This window comes from Caulobacter sp. GW821-FHT10A10, from assembly GCF_059415745.1.
Map to the genome: position 1 here is coordinate 401,379 of NZ_JBWKNV010000004.1, position 15,515 is coordinate 416,893.

Genomic DNA, 15,515 nt, shown 5'->3' on the forward strand with positions numbered 1-15,515 from the left:
TGGATCGGCGGACCGCGAGGCGACGAAGGCCTCAGTCGTTACTGCGGGAAGATCGGTTGCGCGGGCTCGCGCCAGGGCTAGGCCTGAAAGTCATGGTTCCCTCCCGGATCCTGGAGCGGCGTCGAGGCCGCGTCCGGATCGCTTGAGACCGAAGTCATCACGTTCCGCGGGGGCGCGTCAATAGAATAAATAAATTTGCTTTTGTTTTTAGCGGTACCATTCAGCGAACGTAGACGACGCCCACCCGCAGGCTGCGCGGCGCGTCATAGCTGGTGGTCCCGTCGCCGGTGCGGCCGGTGGCGACCTCGGCGTCGAGGGCGTTGCGCAGTTCGAGCTCCAGGCGGGTCGAAGCGTTGACGGCGTAGCGGGCCGAGAGGTTCAGGGTCGTGGCGGCCTGGAGACGGCGGGTGTTGAGGTCGTCGTCGAACCGCGCGCCCTCGTGGCGGGCGGCGAGGAAGAGGTCCAGGCGCTCGGCCGCCTTCCATTCAAGACCAGCCGAAGCCGCCAGGCGCGGGGCCTGGGCGGGGCGCTTGCCGGTCAACTGCGGGGCGTCGGCGCCGCCGTCGACCTCGGCCCTCGTCGCCATCACCGCGCCGGTCAGGGCGAGGCGCTCGGAGAGGTTGGCGCGGCCTTCCAGTTCCAGCCCGACGGCGTCGATGCGGCCGACGTTCTGGCGCTGGCGCAGCACGCCGCCGGCCGGGATGAAGCCGGCCGTCGGGAAGGTGGCCGGCCCCGTCCCGATCGTGACGTTGGCCACCGGGTCGTCGAGCCGGTTGAGGAACAGGGTGGCGGTGAGGCTCCCTGCCCTTCCCTCCACGCCGCCGCCGGCCTCGACGCCGTAGAGGCGCTCGGGCTTGAGGGCGGCGTTGGCTTCGGTGACGTCGTTGCCGACACGGAACGGGCGGTGCAGCTCGTTGAGGCTGGGCGGACGGAAGCCGGCATAGGCGGCGGCGCGCAGGAAGCCGGGTCCGAGATCGCGGCGCAGGCCGACGCGGCCGGTGGGCGTGGTCGCGCTGCGGCCGGCCGGGGTCTCGTCGAGCGTGGCCGCGCCGGTCTGGGCGTCGAACTCGCGGCGGCGGGCGTCGAAGGCCCGCCAGTGGTCGAGGCGCAGGTCGCCGGTGGCGAGCCAGGGTCCGGCGGTCCAGCTGGCGTCGGCGTAGATGCCGGCCGTGGTGGTGCGACCGCCGGCCTCGCGCAGGCGGGTGAACTGGCCGGACATGTAGCGGAAGCGCTCGTGGGTCTCGCCCTCGGCGGCGCGGACGTCGGCGCCCAGCTCCCACTCGATCGGACCGCGCACGCCGCGCAGAGCGGCGTTGAAGCCAAAACCGTAGGCCGGCGTCTCGTACTGGTCGTTGGCGGGGGTGGTCGAGGCGCGGCCGGTTCCGACGGCGACCGAACGGTTCTGCAGGTCGCTGACCAGGGTCCAGGCCTGCAGCCGCCACCCTTTCCGGTATGGCGACGGCGCCTGGGCGAGGGTCAGGCTGGCCTGGGCGCCGCGTGAGCGGGCGTCGGCGCCGAACAGGCCCGAGCGGCGGTTCTCGTCATAGGCGGCGACGCGGGCGGCCAGGGCCGGGCCGGCGGCGAGACGCGTGTCGTAGCGCAGGGCCGCCGACCAGGCCTGCATCGCCAGAGCCTCGTCGGCCGCGCCGCGTCCCTCGCGGACCGGGGTCCAACCGTCGGAGCGCTCGGCCGAGACGCTGGCCAGGACGCCGCCGGCCCCGGCGGTGACCGCCGCGCGGCCGTAGCCCAGTCCGCCGGCCTCGGCTCCGGCCTCCAGCACCTCGGCGCCGCCGTCGCGTCCGGTCAGGGCGACGACGCCGGTCAGGGCGCCCGCGCCATAGGCCTGTGCGCCGGCCCCACGGACGATGCGGACGTCCTGGATGGTCTCCGAAGGCAGGCCGCCCCAGATCACCCAGCCGCCGAACGGGTCGTTCTGCGGCACCCCGTCGAGGGTGACCAGCGCCCGCCCGGCCCCGGACGGCGCGATGGCCCGCAGCGACAGGCCCTGCGTGGTCGGATTGGCCGCCAGGCTGGAGGTGCGCCGAAACAGCGACACGCCCGGCGCCCGCGCCAGCTGCTCGTCGAGCCGGGTCGAGCGCGCCCAGGCCGGATCGGCCAGGGTCGAGATGGCGAAGGCCCCCTCCCCCGCCGACGGCGGCAGGCGCGCGCCGGTCACGATGACTTCCGATACAGCCGTTGCGGAAACGGGTGTCGCCTCGATGGGGGCGTCGAACATGGCGGCTCCAGGGCGGCGACAGACTCGGGGGACGACTATAGCCGCCCCGACGCGGAGAAACGCCCGTGTCGGTGAAAGGCCTTCGACGTCATCAATCCGTTTTGAAATCGTCGCATAAGCCACCCGCCGGCCGGGGCTGGCCGCGCCAACCCGTCTGAACGACCCTGGGGGATCCACGGAATGACCCATCTTCGCGCCAGCGCCGCCGTCGGCGTGCTCGCCTTCCTGCTCGGCGCGGGATCCGCCCTCGCCGAGGCCCCGGCCGTCGCGCCCGTGATCTCGACCGCCCCGACCACCGAAGGCGGCGCCAACGGCGTGGCCCTGCTGCGCAATCCGGCCGCGCCGGAGAAGAGCCTGATCGCCGCCACCGGCGAAGGCGGCGGGCTGGAGCTCTACGGCCTGGACGGCCAGCGCGTGGGCGCGATCCCCGGCGGCGAGGTCTATGGCGTCGATGTGCGCGAACACGAGGGCAAGCCGCTGGTGGCCCTGCTCGATCGGAAGGGCGGCCGCCTGCGCCTGGCGGCCTACGATTTCGCCACCGGCCAGGCCGCCAATCTCGACGCCAAGCCGCTGAGCCTCGACTACGCCGGCGAAGGCGTCTGCCTGTGGCGCGGGTCGCGCGATCGCTCGCTCTACGCCTTCACCCTGGGCGTGGCCGGCCAGATGGACCAGTGGCTGCTGTTCCCCACCGCCGACGGCAAGCTGGACGGCCGTATCGTGCGCCGCCTGCACCTGTCGTCCGAGGCCAAGTACTGCGTCGCCGACGACGTGACCGGCGCGCTCTATGTCGCCCAGGAGGCGGTCGGGATCTGGCGCTACGCGGCCGATCCGGAATCCGATCCCGTGCCGACCCTGATCGACGCCAACCGCCTGGGCCAGATCGCCGGCGAGGTGGCGGGCCTGGCCTTGGTCGACGGCGGCGAGAACGCCCGCTTCCTGGTCGCCGCCAACGCCACGGCCGGCGACTACGCCGTCTATGACCGCTCGCAGGACGACGCCTTCACCGGCCTGTTCCGCATCCAGGCCGACCAGCAGAACGCCGTCGAGAACCCGTCGGGCCTGTTCGCCCTGCGCGCCCCCCTGGGTGATCGCCTGCCGGCCGGCGCCCTGCTGGTGGCCGACGACCGCAAGTCGGGCGCGAACATGAAGGTCGTGTCGTGGGCCGACGTCGCCGCCGGGCTGAAGCTGGCCGCCGGCGATGCGGCGGGCTCCAGGCCCAAGGCCGACTTCGCCGTGGTCCGCCCGACCATGGAGACCACGCCGGTCGCCCATGACGGCGACGCCGCCGACGATCCGGCCATCTGGGCCAACCCGGCCGATCCGGCCAAGAGCGCCATCATCGCCACCGACAAGAAGGGCGGCCTGCTGGTCTATGGCCTCGACGGCAAGCCCTTGCAGTACCTGGCCGACGGCAAGATGAACAATGTCGACCTGAGGTCCGGCTTCAAGCTGGCCGGCAAGGACGTGATCCTGGTCACGGCCAGCGACCGCACCCACAAGTCGATCGCCATCTACACCCTGGACCCGGCCACGCGGCAGCTGACCTCGGTCGCCGACGGCGTGCAGGCCACGGAGCTTTCGGACCCCTACGGCCTCTGCATGTATCGCGGCAGGAAGGGCGCGACCTACGTCTTCATCAGCGATCCCGACGGCCTTGTGCGGCAGTGGAAGCTGGTCGCGCAGGCCAACGGCAAGGTCCGCGCCGTGCAGGTGCGCGACGTGAAGTTCGACACCCAGACCGAGGGCTGCGTCGCCGACGACGAGACCGGCGCCCTCTACGTGGCCGAAGAGGACGTCGCCCTTTGGCGGCTGGGCGCCGAGCCGTCGGACAACCGCGCGCCCAAGGCCGTCGACCGCGTGGCCGCCAACCCGGCCCTGAAGGACGACCTGGAGGGCGTGGGCATCTACGCCCAGCCGGGCGGCAAGGGCTTCATCGTCGTCTCCAGCCAGGGCAACGACAGCTACGCCGTCTATCGCCGCGAAGGCGACAACGCCTATGTCGGCAGCTTCTCGGTGGTCGCCGACGGCGCCAAGGGCGTCGACGGGATCTCCGAAACCGACGGCCTGGAGGTGACCAGCGCCTCACTGGGCGCGGGCCTGGAAGGCGGCGCCTTCGTCGCCCAGGACGGCCGCAACGTCTTCCCGCCCGAGCACCAGAACTTCAAGCTCGTGCCGTGGTCGGCGATCGCCGGGGCGTTGGGGTTGAAGTAGGCGGTTCATTGACAAGGCACTTCTCGCTCCGAAGGCCTTGGCGTCCAAGATGCTCCCCCTGAAGGGGGAGCTGTCGCGGAGCGACTGAGGGGGAAGTTGCTGATGAGCTGGCGGCGGTCTCGACGTCGACGGACACTTCCCCCTCCGGCCCTCTGGGCCACCTCCCCCTTCAGGGGGAGGATCTTTGGGCGCGACCTTACGACCACGCGCCTTCGCTGCGAGTTGATGGAGAGGGCGCGGGGCGTCCGGGCCACGCCCGGAGCTGTGAGTTTGAATACCGTTTCGACGAAGCCTTGACGCCCCGCGCGATCGTTCTTGCCCTCAGGCCGGGGCGCGCGGGCCTTTTCCGCCCTTCACCCCCTTCGGCGTATGCCTTCCCCGGAACCGGGCTGTAAGCTTCGCTAGCCATCGCGTGCAGACAGAAGGCGCCGGAGCGGACCCTCGGACGGGCGGGAGCCGATACAGGCAAGCTCCCGATGGATGGGTTTACGTCCCCCATCCTCATTTAAGCCGTTCGGCCCTGCTCACGCAGCTCCGGCGGCCCCGCTCGATCGCATCGCCGTCGCACGCTTCGGGCCGGATCCTTGCGCCCTCTCCCTGCGACGGGACAGCTCTGATTATGCAGCGGGTTTCAGCGCGTCTGATCCAGAACGCTGAGAAAGTTGCAAGGGGTTGGATTGGTTGGGGTCTTTGGCGAGGCCGCCGGGGATTGAGCAAGCTCTATCCCGGTCAGCGATCCTTCTCCCCTTGCGGGAGAGGGATCAGGTTTCGCGGGATTTTACGGGGAAGAGGTAGTCCCATCCAAATATCCCATATAATGAGATGTAAATTCACAAAGTGACTATCCAATCCTCCGGATCGCCCTATGGTCTGACCAATTCGACCTAGCTGCCTGACAGCGAAGCGATCTGGAGGAAGCTCATGCGGCTGGCGTCGCTCGTCATCGGCTTGGCGGTGGTCGTCCTGGCTCTGCCCGCCTGGGCGCAGGACACCTGGATCAGCGACAAGGCCTCGCGCGGCGCGTTCCAGATCGCCGGGGTCGAGATCCTCTATTCGGAAGGCGACGCCCCGGTGGTGGGCCTGGCCGCGCGGGACCTGCGCGACGACCTCGCGGCCGTCACCGGCAAGACCCCTCGCCTCTCGACGAATGCGCCCCAGGGCCGGACGGCGATCCTGGTCGGCACGCTGGGCAAGAGCCCGCTGATCGACGGCCTCGTGCGCGACAGGAAACTGAAGGTCGACGACCTGCGCGGCCGCTGGGAGGGCTTCCTGATCACCTTGGTCGAGAACCCCGCGCCCGGTCTCGACCGCGCCCTGGTCATCGTGGGAAGCGACCGAAGGGGGACGGCCTATGGCGTCTACGACCTGAGCCGCGCCATCGGCGTCTCGCCCTGGACCTGGTGGGCGGACGTCAGACCCCAGAAGCGCAAGGCGCTCTATGTCGCCGCCGGAACCCGCCGGGTCGAGGCGCCGTCGGTGCAGTACCGCGGCATCTTCATCAACGACGAGGACTGGGGCCTGCAGCCCTGGGCGGCCAAGACCTTCGACCCTGCCTATGGCGACATCGGCCCGAAGACCTACGAGAAGGTGTTCCAGCTCTTGCTGCGGCTGAAGGCCAACACCCTGTGGCCAGCCATGCACGAGGTCAGCAAGCCGTTCAACGCCGACCCGGCCAACGCCGCCCTGGCCGACCGCTGGGGGATCGTCATGGGCTCGTCCCACGCCGAGCCGATGCTGCGCAACAATGTCGGCGAGTGGAAGGCGGGCGCGGAGGCCTACAACTACGCGGCCAATCCAGGCGGGGTGCTCGACTACTGGCGCCAGCGGGTGAAGGCCAACGGCGCCTACGAGAACATCTATACCCTCGGCATGCGGGGCATCCACGATTCCGGCATGGTCGGCGGCGGCGACATCGACGGCCAGCGGGCGCTGCTGGAGAAGATCATCGCCGACCAGCGCGGGCTGATCCGCGACCATGTCGATCCCAAGGTCGAGACCGTCCCGCAGGTGTTCACCGCCTACAAGGAGGTGCTGGACGTCTATCGCTCGGGGCTGAAGGTGCCGGACGACGTGACGCTGGTCTGGCCGGACGACAATTTCGGCTATATCCGCCAGCTGCCGAACGCGCAGGAGCGCCAGCGGCCGGGCGGATCGGGCGTCTACTATCACCTGTCCTATCTGGGCGCGCCGCTGTCGGACCTGTGGCTGTCGACCACGCCGCCGGCCCTGGTGATCGAGGAGATGGGCCGGGCCTGGGACCTGGGCGCGCGCAGGCTGTGGATCGCCAATGTCGGCGACATCAAGCCGGCGGAGCTGGGGACGCAGCTGTTCCTCGACATGGCCTGGGATGTGGACGGGGTGCGCGCCATGGGCGCCCACGGCTACGAGGCGCGGTTCGCCCGCGAGGTGTTCGGAGCCGGGCGCGCCGAGGCGATCGCCGGGATCCTGGCCGAGCACCACCAGCTGAATTTCGAGCGCAAGCCCGAGCACCTGCAATGGTTCTGGGGCCGGGGCGCGAGCCCGCGCTCGAGCCCGCTGTCGGTGGCGCAAGCGGACGCACGGCTGGCCCGGTTCGACGCCCTGGTCGCGCGGCTGGATCGCGAGGCCGCCAAGATCCCGGCCGACCAGCGCGACGCCTGGTTCGAGCTGGTGGAGTATCCGGTGCGGGCGGCCGCGGCGGCCAACCACCGCTTCTTCGACGCCGAGGCGTTCGACCGACTGATCGCCAGCCGCTCCGAGGAAGCCCGCCGGCGTGCCGACAAGGCGCGGGCGGCGGACGCGGAGATCGCCGCCCTCACCCGTCGCTACAACGACGAGATCGCCGGGGGAAAGTGGCGCGGGATCCTGTCGGTGGAGCCGGCCGACGGACAGTGGACATCGTTCCGGCAGAAGCCGTTCGTCGCCCCGGCGGCGGACGCGACCGCGCCACGCCTGGCGCCTTTCCCGCCAACCGACACCGACGTGATCGTGGTCGAGGCCGAGACGGCGCGCGGCGCCGGCTGGCGGCGGCTGGACGGCGTGGGGCGTGGCGGGGCGGTGATGGTGGCGGGGGTCGCGACCGAGCCGTCGCGGACGCTCGCGCAGGCCGGGCCGGCGCTGGACTATGCGGTGACCCTGCCAGCCGGCGCCTGGTCGCTGGACCTGGACCTCTTGCCGACCTTCCCGCTGAACGGCCAGACGGCGCTGCGGTTGGCGGTGTCGGTCGACGGCGGCGCGCCTGTGGAGGTCGCGGCGTCGCGCAAGGTCGGCGACAGGGCCTGGGCCGAGGGCGTGCTCGACGGGCGGGTGCGGGTGTCGTCGGGGCTGACGCTGTGCGGCGACAAGCGGGCGGTGCGGGTGGCGCAGCTGGATCCCGGCGTGGCGCTGGATGCGCTGGTGCTGCGGCCGGCGGCGGGCTGTCGGTGAGCCTTCTCCCCTTGCGGGAGAAGGTGGCGCGAAGCGCCGGATGAGGGGTCGCACAAACGCAAAACGCCGTGACAGCGGATCGGCTGTCGCGGCGTTGGATTTCTGAGAGACCCCTCACCCGACCTCGCTCCGCGAGGCCACCCTCTCCCGCAAGGGGAGAGGGGTCAGTGGGTCGCCTCGAAGGCCTCGAAATCCCGTTCCAGCTTCCACTGCAGCTGCGCCTTCGGGTTCGCCCCCAGGAACGCCTCGCAGGCCTTGCCCGGCTTGGCGCATTCGGCCGCGCCGCGCAGGCTTTTGCCCGGGACGAAGGCGTATTCCAGGCTGTTGCGGGCCAGGGCCTTGAGGTCGCGGTAGGTCAGGCCCTGCTCGGTGGCGGCGCGCAGGTATTCGTTGGTCAGGTCGATGCGCGAGACGCCCTCGTCGTCGGTCGACAGCACCACCGGCACGCCGGCCTTGCGGTAGAGGTGCAGCGGGTGGTCGGCGCCCTTCACGCCCAGGATGACGTCGTTGCTGGTCAGGTTGATCTCGACGGCGACCTTGTCGCGGGCCATCCGCGCGAGCAGATCGCGCGCCCCGGCTTCGTGGGCGATGTCGACGCCATGCCCGATGCGGCTGGCGCCGGCCACCTCGACCGCCTCGCGGATGTGGAACGACAGGTCGCGCGGCGGCACCAGGCCCAGGGTCAGCTCGCCGGCGTGCAGCGACAGCTTCACCTTCGGATAGCGGGCGTGCAGGTAGCCCAGCATCCGCATGTGCAGGCGGTAGTCGGCCAGCGAGGTCGGGTTGTCTTCCGGCGCGACGATGTTGACCCCGACGAAGCGCGGGTCGCCGTCGGCCAGGGCGAAGGCGGCTGTCAGTTGGGCGAACACCACCTGCGGCGGCAGGATGCGCACGGCGAAGGCCTGGTAGCCCAGCGTCACGGCGCAGGCGCCCTGGCGCGGCTTCTGGGTCTGGCAGCCCAGGCGGCGGTCGGACTGGGCCTCGGCGGCGTCCATCTCGGCGCGGACCTTGGCGACGAGGTCGGGGATCCCCGGCTCCAGGGCGGCGAAGGCCTTGTCGAAGTCGCCGTCCCAGGCCGAGCCGCGGACCTTGTTCACCAGGTCGTAGATGGCGCCGGGGTTCACCGAGGTCTCGACATAGCCGACATGGTCGCCGGCGGCGTATTCGCGGACCACCGCCAGCATGGCCGGCAGGTTGTTCTCGGTCACCGCCCCGAAGCGGCCGAAGGTCGAGAAGAACTGGTCGTGGCCGGAGGCCTGGGCGCCGTCGGCGCCGGGGTTGTAGTTCAGCATCGACAGCGAGTTGAGCGCCCGGGCGTAGAGGGCCGAGTCGGCCTTGGAGAGGCCCCGGGCCGGTTTGCGGCCGGGGGCGTCGCACGGCCCGCCGGCCAGGGCCGGCTGGACGTCGGTGGTGACGCACAGGCCGTCGGCGTCGGCCCAGGCCAGGAAGTCCTCGGCGTAGGGCGTTCCCGACAGATGGTTGTGCAGGTCGCCGCCCTTGGGCATGGCCTGGAGGAAGAGGCGCAGGGCGGCGCGGTTCTTCAGGGCCGCGTCGAAGGCGGCCGATGCGCGCGCCTCGGCCGAGGGGGCCGGCGGCGCCGCCAGGGCGGGCGCCGGGACGAAAGCCAGGGCGGACGAGAGCGTCAACAGCCCGGCCGCCACAGCAAGCCCGCTCACCAACCGATTTTTCGCGCGCATCGTCCGCCCCCAGATCCTTCCCGCCTACCGAGGATGATTTGCCGCGTTTGGCAAATCAAGGCGGACGAAAAGGACCGGGTCGGGTCGTCGCGATTAGAGGTTCAGCAGCGGGAACCGGTCGGCGGCCCGGGCGGAGACCGAGGCGTCGGCCGACAGGCCAAGGCCCGCGCCGGCGCCCAGCAGCCAGCCGGTCAGCAGCAGGCCAAGGCCCGCATGGAAGGTCTGCAGGGTCTCGCGCAGGCCCTCGGCGCCGGGCTTGGTGAGGTCGAAGTCGGCCTGGCCGACCGCGCCGCCGTCGATGCTGCTGGTCCAGCCGGTGGCCGAGGCGTCGTCCTCGTGGATCACCAGGCCGTCGTCATGGGCCGCGTCGAGGGCGTAGCCGTTGCCGCCCAGGGTGACGGAGAAGTCGCCCTTGGTCTGCTCGCTGACCCCGTCAATGACGATCGCCTGGTCGCCGCGGGTGACCACCACCTGCTCGGCGTAGGTCATGTTGTTCCACTTCGAGGTCTCGGTGTTGATCGTGATCTTCGTGCCGTTCTCGAGCTGGAAGGTGGTCGTGCCCCAGAAGTCGCCGATGTGCTCGCCGTTGTAGCTGACGTGGGGGTCGCCCCAGACGCGGGTGGCGTTGCCGTCGGCGTCGCGCACGACGATCTCGGAGCTCGCCTCGTTGATCGACAGGGTGTAGCCGTCGCCGATGTCGATCTCGGCCTTGCCCTCGCCGGGCATGGTGGCGGTGAACGGCTGCTGGGCGGGCGCGGGCTGGAACAGGCCGGCGACGATGGCGCCCAGGGTGAACTGCATGGCGCCGAAGCTGCTCAGCGACTTGCCGAGCTCGGCCCCGATCCCGGTCAGGATCGCGCTGTTGATCGCCGTGCTCAGCGACCCGTTGATGGTGGTCATCGCTCCTACCCTCTCTCATCGCCGCCGTGCGGCCTGCGACGAAAGGTGGCGCCGAGCGGGGCCGTCGAGATAGCTGGGGCGTACCCCATCAGGGAAAACCCTAGCGCCCAGACCCTCCCCCTGAAGGGGGAGGTGTCGGCAAAGCCGACGGAGGGGGATGTGGCCTGTGAGCCGCCAACCCGCTCGACGTCAGCAGGGACTTCCCCCTCCGGCCCTCCGGGCCACCTCCCCCTTCAGGGGGAGGGTCTTGCTACCCCTTCCCATCCAGCGCCCGCAGCACCTGCAGGATCGTCGAGGGCCGCGCGCCGATCTCGTTGAGGAGCAGTTGGACTAGGCCCGTCAGCATGGCCAGGACCACCGCCGTGGCGATCCACGACTTGATGGCCAGGCCCAGGGAGAAGACGTTGAGCTGCGGGGCGTAGCGGTTGATCAGGCCAAGGCCGCCGTCGACCAGGTAGAGCACGATCAGGGCCGGGGTCGACAGCATCACCGCCATCACCATCAGCCGCGAGAACTCGCCCTCGAAGAGGCCAAGGCTGCGCAAGGACAGCATCGGGGTCAGGCTGCCGATCGGCCAGATGGCGTAGCTGTCGAGGATCACCCCGACCATCAGCAAGAGCCCGCCCGAGAACATGAAGACGAAGTTGGCCAGGCGGCCGAGGAACTCGCCGGTCAGCGAGGTCTGGTGGCCGCTGAGCGGATCGACGACCTGGGCCATGGTCGCCCCGACCTTGGCGTCGATGATCTGGCCGGCCGCCTCCAGGGCCCACAGCATGGTCCCGAAGAAGAAGCCGATGACCAGGCCGATCACCGCCTCCTTGCCGAAGATCAGGATCCACTGGACCGTCGGCAGCTCCATCTGGGCGACCTGCGGCTGGAGGGTGATGACGATGATCCCGAAGGCCAGAAAGATCGAGTTGCGCACCAGGGCCGGCACGGTCTCGGGCGACAGCAGCGGCAGCAACATGAAGGCCGCCGCCACCCGGGTCGCGCCGACGGCGAGCACCATGGTGTTGGAGAAGATCGCGCCCAGCCAGTCGGGCGTGTTCATCGGCGGACCATGGCCGGGAACTCGGTGAACACCCGGTCGCCGAAGCGATAGAGCGTGCCGCCCAGCAGGCTGGCGGTGACGAAGATGGTCAGCACGATGGCGAAGAACTTGGCCGCGTACTGCAGGGTCTGCTCCTGCAGCTGGGTGGCCGACTGGATGACCGCCACCAGCAGGCCGACCAGCGAGGCGGCGACGATCGGCGGGGCCGACAGGATCAGCACCAGCCAGAGGGCCTGGTTGACGAGCTCGATCGCCTGGGCGTTCAGCATGGCGCGGCCCTCCTTACGTGTAGGACAGCACGAGGCCGTGGGCGAGCTTCACCCAGCCGTCGATCAGCACGAACAGCAGCAGCTTAAACGGCAGCGACACCGTGGTCGGCGACAGCATCATCATGCCCATGGCCAAGAGGATGTTGGATACGACCAGGTCGATGATCAGGAACGGCAGGAAGATCAAAAAGCCGATCTGGAAGGCGGCCGCCAGCTCCGAGACGGTGAAGGCCGGGACGATGACGATGAAGTCGCGCTGGGTCAGCTTGCGGGCCGTTTCCGGGCCGTTGATGCGTTGGGCGGTCTTCAGGAAGAAGGCGCGCTCGCGGGGCGTCGAATGCTTGATCAGGAACTCGCGCAGCGGCTCCTTGGCCTTGTCGGCGTAGGTGAACAGGGCCTGGGTGTCGCTGCTGACGGCCGCGATCGGTTTGACGCCCTGGTTGGCGGCGGCCATCTGCTGTCCGACCGGGTACATGACGTAGAGCGTCAGGATCAAAGCCAGGCCGTTGAGCACGATGTTGGGCGGCACCTGCTGCAGGCCCAGCGCATTGCGCAGCAGGCTGAGCGTGACGACGATCTTGGTGAACGAGGTGACCATCACCGCCACGAACGGCGCCAGCGCCAGCAGGATGACGGTGATGAGGGCCGAGCCGGGCGAGAACTGCGAGAGATCCATCTGCGCTCAGCCCTCGCCGCCTATGGTTTCGACCAGAACGCCCCAGGCCTCGCCGACCGGCACGAGCCGGCCGCGGGCGATCGGGCGGCCGCCGGCCAGCAGCACGGCGGGGGCGTCCTCGCGCGGGCCGGCCAGGACGACGGTCGCGCCCGGGCGAAGACCCGACAGCTCCGACAGCGGCAGGCTGGCCTCGCCCAGCAGCACCTTCAGCGGCACCGGCAGGTCGGCGGGCGCGACCGGCGCGGCGTCGGTGGGAACGTCCTCTGTGTGGACGACGGCGATGTCGAGCGGCGGCGGAGCCATGGCGCTCTCCTCGATGGCGTTGAGCGTGAAGCGATGGTGGGAAAGGTCGAACCGGCCGACGAGGCGACGGTCGAACAGGGTCAGGCTGGCGAGGCCCGGGCGCGTGGCCGACAGCGGGGTCAGCACGATGTCGCCGGGACGCAGCGAGGCGGCGGTCGTCGCCGGCAGCTCCGGTCCGTCCAGCACCAGCGGGCCGGCGGCGGGGACGGCCAGGTGCGCGCCGGGGGCCCAGGGATCGAAGATCGGCTCGGGCCAGGCGCTGGCGGCCTGCGGATCGACGGCCAGGACCAGCCGGGCGAAGGGCGCGCCGTCCTGGGCCAGGGCCTCGATCGACAGGGCCAGCAGGCCGTCGGGCGTCGCAGCGTCGACGCCCAGGGGCGACAGGCCTTCGGTAGTCGCCGCCTCAATCGCGGCCACCACGGGCTCGACGCGGTCGAGACCGATCAGCAGTTCAGCGTCGTCGGCCGGGGTGAAGGCCGCGCCGGCCAGTTCGCGGATGGCCAGACGCTGGCCGGCTTCGAACAGGATCCAGGGTCCGGGACCGGCCTCGGGATCCAGCGAAACCCGGGCGACGAGGCCCGGGGCGCGCAGGGCCGCCAGCACGGCCAGGGCGCGGTTGCGGGCGACGAGATCGGAGAGGTCGGCGGCGGGGCCCTCCCCCGCTTCGAGGTCGAGGAAGGCGCTCATGCGTCGTCGTCCACGCTGCCGGTGACGGCCATGCGCACCAGCCGGGTCAGGCTGGCGGCCTCCATCTTGGTCATGATCCGCGAGCGGTGCAGCTCGACGGTCTTGGGGCTGATGCCCAGCTCATAGGCGATGACCTTGTTGACCTTGCCGGCCACCACCAGGGCCATGACCTCACGCTCGCGGTCGGTCAGGCCGGCGACGCGGCGGGCGTAGGCGTCCTGGCCGGGGGAGACGACGGGACGGACCTGGGCGAAGGCGCGTTCGAGCGCCGCTTCGAGAGCGGCCTCCTGGAAGGGCTTTTCCAGGAAGGTGACGGCGCCCTTCTGCATGGCCTCGACGGCCAGGGGCACGTCGCCGTGGCCGGTCATGAAGATCACCGGCCGCTGGCAGCCCCTGGCCTTCAGGGCGTCGAGCAGCTCCAGCCCCGACATGTCGGGCATGCGCACATCCAGCAGCAGGCAGGCGTCGGCCGGCGGCTCGCCGGCGTCGAGGAAGGCCCGGGCGCCGTCGAAGGTGGAGACGGCGTAGCCCAGGCTCTCCAGCCACCAGGCGGCGGACTGGCGGAACTCGCCGTGGTCGTCGACCAGGCAGACCGCGCCCAGGGGCGGCGGCGGGACGTCCGGCGCGGGCGTCAGTGTCGATGCAGAGGGGGTGGTCATGGCTCCTCCTGGCGCGCCGCGGGCAGCGCGATGTGGAATACGGTCCCCCCCTCGGGATCCGGGGCGTGCCAGAGCCGCCCGCGATGCAGTTCGACGATCGAGCGGCAGATGCCCAAGCCCACGCCCATGCCGCCGGGCTTGGTCGAGAAGAACGGCGAGAACATCCGGTCGGCGGCGGCCGCGTCGACGCCGGGACCGCTGTCGGCGACGGTCAGCTCGATCATGCGGTCGGAGCCTTCCATGGGGCCGGCGGCGATGGTCAGGCGGCGAGGTCCGGGCCGGCCGCGCATGGCGTCCAGGCCGTTGCGGGCCAGGTTGACCAGCACCTGCTGGATCATCACCGCGTCGCCCAGCACCGGCGGCAGGGCGTCGAAGCGCGCGCGGGCGACGACCTTGTCGCGGGCGATCTCCCAGTCGAGCAGGTCCAGCGTGGCGCGGACCAGTTTGGGCAGGTCCAGCGGCTCGACCTGGGGCTGGCGCTGCTCGACGAAGGAGCGCATGCGCTGGATGACGCCGGAGGCGTAGAGCGCCTGCTCGGCGGCGCGATCGAGGGCCTCGACGCCCTCGTCCTTCGACAGCGCCCCGCGCGCCAGCCGGGCCTTGAGCCCGCGGGCGATGTTGGCGATCGAGCCGATCGGCTGGTTCAGTTCGTGGGCGATCATGGTCGCCATCTCGCCCACCGACATGACGCGCGAGGTCAGCAGCAGGCGTTCGCGGTCGGCCAGGCGCCGGGCCTCGGCCTGCTGGCGCTCGGCGGCGCTGGAGAGGATCAGGTGGATGCGGCCGTCGCCGGCGACCGTGCGCGCCTCGAAGGCCTGGCCGTCGAGGTCGAGCGGGTGCAGGCCGCCCTCCCCGCGCTGGGCCGCCTCGACCGCCGCCAGCAGACCGCCGGCCGGGACCTGGCCGGGCGCGAGACCCGGGGTCAGCCGCGCGAAGGCCGCCGTTCGCCAGGCCAGGCGGGGCGCGGCGGCGTCCTCGAAGGCGGCGACGGCCAGGTCGAGCGCCTCCAGGGCCTCGGCCTCGGCCGAGTGGGCCAGCAGGGTGGCGAGACCGGTCATGCGGTCTTCCCCCTTGGTCGGGAGACCCCGACGGGCCCTCCGGCTAGGGAAAACCCGACTGGCGGCGGCGCGTTGATCTTCGTATCGAAAGACTGAAGGAGTTCGCCATGTCCGCCAGCCGCATCGACGCCCCGTCCGTTTCCGGCGTCTGGAGCCACGGCCTTTCGGGGATTTCCCCGGCCGGCGAGCCCTCGCGCGCCCAGGCCTTCGGCGACTTTTCCGGCTTCTCGCGCCAGGACGGCCGCATCGGTCTTTCCGGTGTCTCGCGCGACCTGGACGACGCCGCCCGCGCCGTGGCCGACCGCCTCACCGACGCCCGCGACAACGGCTTCGTCTGACGCTGGAGCTATTTCCGGCCCGATT

12 protein-coding genes are annotated in these 15,515 nt (G+C 71.0%); 3 read left to right on the forward strand and 9 right to left on the reverse strand.

The window, feature by feature from the left end:
• Nucleotides 1-220: 220 nt before the first annotated feature.
• The gene (locus tag AC07NS_RS13820; protein WP_494604075.1) at nt 221-2,236 is read right to left on the reverse strand and encodes a TonB-dependent receptor; all 2,016 of its coding nucleotides are present in this window, start codon (nt 2,234-2,236) and stop codon (nt 221-223) included.
• A 180-nt stretch (nt 2,237-2,416) separates the two neighbouring features.
• Here AC07NS_RS13820 and AC07NS_RS13825 point away from each other — a divergent pair, with 180 nt between their 5' ends.
• Both AC07NS_RS13825 and AC07NS_RS13830 read left to right on the forward strand, forming a co-directional pair.
• On the forward strand, nt 2,417-4,447 hold the full coding sequence (locus AC07NS_RS13825; protein ID WP_494604077.1) for a phytase: 2,031 nt from the start codon (nt 2,417-2,419) through the stop codon (nt 4,445-4,447).
• A 921-nt stretch (nt 4,448-5,368) separates the two neighbouring features.
• Entirely contained in the window at nt 5,369-7,852 is a 2,484-nt protein-coding gene (locus AC07NS_RS13830) for a glycosyl hydrolase 115 family protein (protein ID WP_494604078.1), read from the forward strand.
• A gap of 164 nt (nt 7,853-8,016) precedes the next feature.
• Here AC07NS_RS13830 and AC07NS_RS13835 read toward each other — a convergent pair whose 3' ends face one another.
• The 8 genes from AC07NS_RS13835 to AC07NS_RS13870 form a co-directional block, all read right to left on the reverse strand.
• Nucleotides 8,017-9,498 (reverse strand): adenosine deaminase family protein, encoded by a 1,482-nt coding sequence (locus AC07NS_RS13835; protein ID WP_494604080.1) that lies wholly within the window; start codon nt 9,496-9,498, stop codon nt 8,017-8,019.
• A gap of 144 nt (nt 9,499-9,642) precedes the next feature.
• Nucleotides 9,643-10,449 (reverse strand): DUF1521 domain-containing protein, encoded by an 807-nt coding sequence (locus AC07NS_RS13840; RefSeq protein WP_494604081.1) that lies wholly within the window; start codon nt 10,447-10,449, stop codon nt 9,643-9,645.
• Nucleotides 10,450-10,699: 250 nt separating this feature from the next.
• On the reverse strand, nt 10,700-11,500 hold the full coding sequence (sctT, locus tag AC07NS_RS13845; RefSeq protein WP_494604083.1) for a type III secretion system export apparatus subunit SctT: 801 nt from the start codon (nt 11,498-11,500) through the stop codon (nt 10,700-10,702).
• A complete protein-coding gene (gene sctS / locus AC07NS_RS13850; protein ID WP_110119753.1) occupies nt 11,497-11,769 on the reverse strand; it encodes a type III secretion system export apparatus subunit SctS in 273 nt (90 codons plus the stop codon). Before sctS ends, sctT begins: the two co-directional genes overlap by 4 nt.
• Nucleotides 11,770-11,782: 13 nt before the next feature.
• Nucleotides 11,783-12,445: a type III secretion system export apparatus subunit SctR gene (gene sctR / locus AC07NS_RS13855; protein WP_494604085.1), complete on the reverse strand. Its 663-nt coding sequence runs from the start codon at nt 12,443-12,445 to the stop codon at nt 11,783-11,785.
• Nucleotides 12,446-12,451: 6 nt separating this feature from the next.
• Nucleotides 12,452-13,435 (reverse strand): FliM/FliN family flagellar motor switch protein, encoded by a 984-nt coding sequence (locus tag AC07NS_RS13860; RefSeq protein WP_494604086.1) that lies wholly within the window; start codon nt 13,433-13,435, stop codon nt 12,452-12,454.
• A complete protein-coding gene (locus tag AC07NS_RS13865) occupies nt 13,432-14,094 on the reverse strand; it encodes a response regulator transcription factor (protein ID WP_494604088.1) in 663 nt (220 codons plus the stop codon). Before AC07NS_RS13865 ends, AC07NS_RS13860 begins: the two co-directional genes overlap by 4 nt.
• Nucleotides 14,091-15,152, reverse strand: coding sequence for a sensor histidine kinase (locus AC07NS_RS13870; protein WP_494604089.1), 1,062 nt, complete (start codon nt 15,150-15,152; stop codon nt 14,091-14,093). Before AC07NS_RS13870 ends, AC07NS_RS13865 begins: the two co-directional genes overlap by 4 nt.
• 107 nt (nt 15,153-15,259) lie before the next feature.
• Between AC07NS_RS13870 and AC07NS_RS13875 the strand changes: the two genes are divergently transcribed.
• Complete coding sequence (locus AC07NS_RS13875; protein ID WP_494604091.1) at nt 15,260-15,490, forward strand: hypothetical protein; 231 nt, start codon at nt 15,260-15,262, stop codon at nt 15,488-15,490.
• The last annotated feature ends 25 nt before the right edge of the window (nt 15,491-15,515 follow it).

Excerpts from the sequence above, each read along its gene's own strand:
- AC07NS_RS13820 (WP_494604075.1), bottom strand. The coding sequence starts at position 2,236 with ATGTTCGACGCCCCCATCGAGGCGACACCCGTTTCCGCAACGGCTGTA.
- AC07NS_RS13825 (WP_494604077.1), top strand. The coding sequence starts at position 2,417 with ATGACCCATCTTCGCGCCAGCGCCGCCGTCGGCGTGCTCGCCTTCCTG.
- AC07NS_RS13830 (WP_494604078.1), top strand. The coding sequence starts at position 5,369 with ATGCGGCTGGCGTCGCTCGTCATCGGCTTGGCGGTGGTCGTCCTGGCT.
- AC07NS_RS13840 (WP_494604081.1), bottom strand. The coding sequence starts at position 10,449 with ATGACCACCATCAACGGGTCGCTGAGCACGGCGATCAACAGCGCGATC.
- sctT (WP_494604083.1), bottom strand. The coding sequence starts at position 11,500 with ATGAACACGCCCGACTGGCTGGGCGCGATCTTCTCCAACACCATGGTG.
- sctS (WP_110119753.1), bottom strand. The coding sequence starts at position 11,769 with ATGCTGAACGCCCAGGCGATCGAGCTCGTCAACCAGGCCCTCTGGCTG.
- sctR (WP_494604085.1), bottom strand. The coding sequence starts at position 12,445 with ATGGATCTCTCGCAGTTCTCGCCCGGCTCGGCCCTCATCACCGTCATC.
- AC07NS_RS13860 (WP_494604086.1), bottom strand. The coding sequence starts at position 13,435 with ATGAGCGCCTTCCTCGACCTCGAAGCGGGGGAGGGCCCCGCCGCCGAC.
- AC07NS_RS13865 (WP_494604088.1), bottom strand. The coding sequence starts at position 14,094 with ATGACCACCCCCTCTGCATCGACACTGACGCCCGCGCCGGACGTCCCG.
- AC07NS_RS13870 (WP_494604089.1), bottom strand. The coding sequence starts at position 15,152 with ATGACCGGTCTCGCCACCCTGCTGGCCCACTCGGCCGAGGCCGAGGCC.
- AC07NS_RS13875 (WP_494604091.1), top strand. The coding sequence starts at position 15,260 with ATGTCCGCCAGCCGCATCGACGCCCCGTCCGTTTCCGGCGTCTGGAGC.